Raw genomic sequence first — 2,084 nt, forward strand, 5'->3', positions numbered from 1 at the left:
GTCCTGGGATACCTCCCGGATGTCCGGGCCGGGGGTCGCGTTCCGAACTGTCCACACCCTGTGGACAACCAACTCCTTGTGGATGTGCGGGCGTTGGGGCGGTGGGGCTTCGGCCCGCGCGGCAAGATCGGTTCGTATGGAGACGCCGCCGTTCGACGCCGTGCTGTGCGACTTCGACGGAGTCGTGCACGTGTGGGATCCGGACGGGATGAACGCGCTGGACCGGGCCTGGGGGCTGGCCGAGGGGACGCCGGCCGGGGCCGCGTTCGAGGACGAGCTGCTGCGGTCGGCCGTGACGGGGCGGCTCAGTGACGAGGAGTGGCGGTCCCGCATCGCCGAGACCGGGGCCGGCTTTTGCTTGATCACGCCCTCACCTTCATCTGCAGGACAGGTGTCAACCCGGGGTTGACACTCCCGCACTGTCAACCTACGGTTGACATATGACGACCAACCCGAACGTCACCTCATCCGTACGTCTCGACGACCTCATCGCGGCCATCAAGCTGGTCCACCCCGCGCCGCTCGACCAACTCCAGGACGCGGTCATCGCCGCCGACCACCTGGGCGACGTGGCCGACCATCTGATCGGGCACTTCGTCGACCAGGCCCGGCGTTCCGGCGCGTCCTGGTCGGACATCGGCAAGAGCATGGGCGTCACCCGGCAGGCCGCGCAGAAGCGGTTCGTGGCGAAGGACTCCGCCGACCTCGACCCCAGTCAGGGGTTCGGCCGGTACACGAAACGCGCCCGCAACGTGGTGATGGCCGCCCACAACGAAGCCATCGCCGCCCGCAACCCCGAGGGCCGCCCCGAACACCTGGTCCTCGGCCTCCTCGCCGAGCCGGACGGCCTGGCGGCCAAGGCGATCGTCGCGCAGGACGTCCTCCTGGACGCCGTACGCCAGGCGGCCACCGCCGCACTCCCCCCGGCCGCCGACGAGGTCCCGGAACTCGTCCCCTACGGCCCCGACGCCAAGAAGGTCCTGGAACTCACCTTCCGCGAGGCCCTGCGCCTCGGCCACAACTACATCGGCACCGAACACATCCTGCTGGCCCTCCTGGAGCACGAGAACGGCGAGGGCGTCCTCAACGGCCTGGGCATCGACAAGGCCACGACCGAAGGGCACATCGCGCAGATGCTCAAAGGGTTTCAGGGCTGAGACGGCCTGCCCGCCGCCCTGGTCAGAACTGGCTCGTGTCGAGGTCGAACCCGAGCGGCTCGGGCAGCGCCACGGTCTTGGAGATCTCGATCTCGGCGGCACGGGTGTAGCGGTCCTCGGAGGGCTCGCTGTAGACGATGACCGTCCCGGCCTCGCGGTCGATCAGCAGGTAGCAGGGGATGCCCGCGCGCGCGTAGCCACGCAGTTTGGGACCGCGGTCGTTGACGGCGGTGGACTCGGAGGTCACCTCGCCGACGAGCACGACGGGCGCGGGGTCGTGATAGCGCTGGTCGTCGGCGAAACTGCCCTTCGGGGCGATCACCAGGTCGGGGACGACCTTGCCGGTGACGGACGCGTCCGGAACGTCCAGGCCGATACCGGTATACGTACGTAGATCGCCGTCATGGCGGTTGAGCGTGACCTGCTCCGCCGTCTCGGACACGATCTCCTCATGCTCCCCATTGGCCGGAGGCACCACGTGGATCTTCCCTTCGATCAACTCCACGCGCCAGCCCTCCGGGGCGGCAGCGTCGAACGCCTCGAAGGCGGCCTCCACCGAAGCGTCCATGCGCCTCTCCTCCGTCGGACTCGGATGAGGACTCATCGGACTCGGATGAGGACTCAGTCGACGCTCTGGGGCGGTCAGTGCCACGGCGGACCTCCTTCGTACGGAGCGACCCTGTCAGCGTAGGCGAGAGGGCCGCCCGCGATCTCGCGATGCGTCACCCGTACGAGTGTGCGCGTGACGTTTCTTCGCTCGGAGACGCTTCGTCGGCGACGCGATTCACGCAGGTCGGGGGCGTTGTCAGACCTCCGTGCCACACTCGCGAACATGACCGATCGCTGGGCGCTCGCTCCGGCCGAGGGTGGTGGTGTGGAGGTCGCCGCCCTCGGTCCGGACGGGCTGCCCTCGGGGGTGGTGGGGCG

Annotated in this window: 3 protein-coding genes; 2 read left to right on the forward strand and 1 reads right to left on the reverse strand. The window is 69.0% G+C overall.

The window, feature by feature from the left end; genetic code table 11:
- The first annotated feature begins 136 nt into the window (after positions 1–136).
- Positions 137–409, forward strand: a complete 273-nt coding sequence (locus tag AC31A1_RS50620; RefSeq protein ID WP_489659785.1) for a hypothetical protein — start codon at positions 137–139, stop codon at positions 407–409.
- A gap of 31 nt (positions 410–440) precedes the next feature.
- Entirely contained in the window at positions 441–1,157 is a 717-nt protein-coding gene (locus tag AC31A1_RS50625; protein WP_489659786.1) for a Clp protease N-terminal domain-containing protein, read from the forward strand.
- Positions 1,158–1,179: 22 nt separating this feature from the next.
- Here the strand turns inward: AC31A1_RS50625 and AC31A1_RS50630 are convergent, their stop codons facing one another.
- Positions 1,180–1,725 carry a Uma2 family endonuclease gene (locus tag AC31A1_RS50630; protein WP_393751580.1) on the reverse strand — a complete coding sequence of 182 codons (546 nt, stop codon included), beginning with the start codon at positions 1,723–1,725 and terminating at the stop codon, positions 1,180–1,182.
- Positions 1,726–2,084: the final 359 nt, after the last annotated feature.

Source organism: Streptomyces sp. P5F9 (assembly GCF_057961495.1).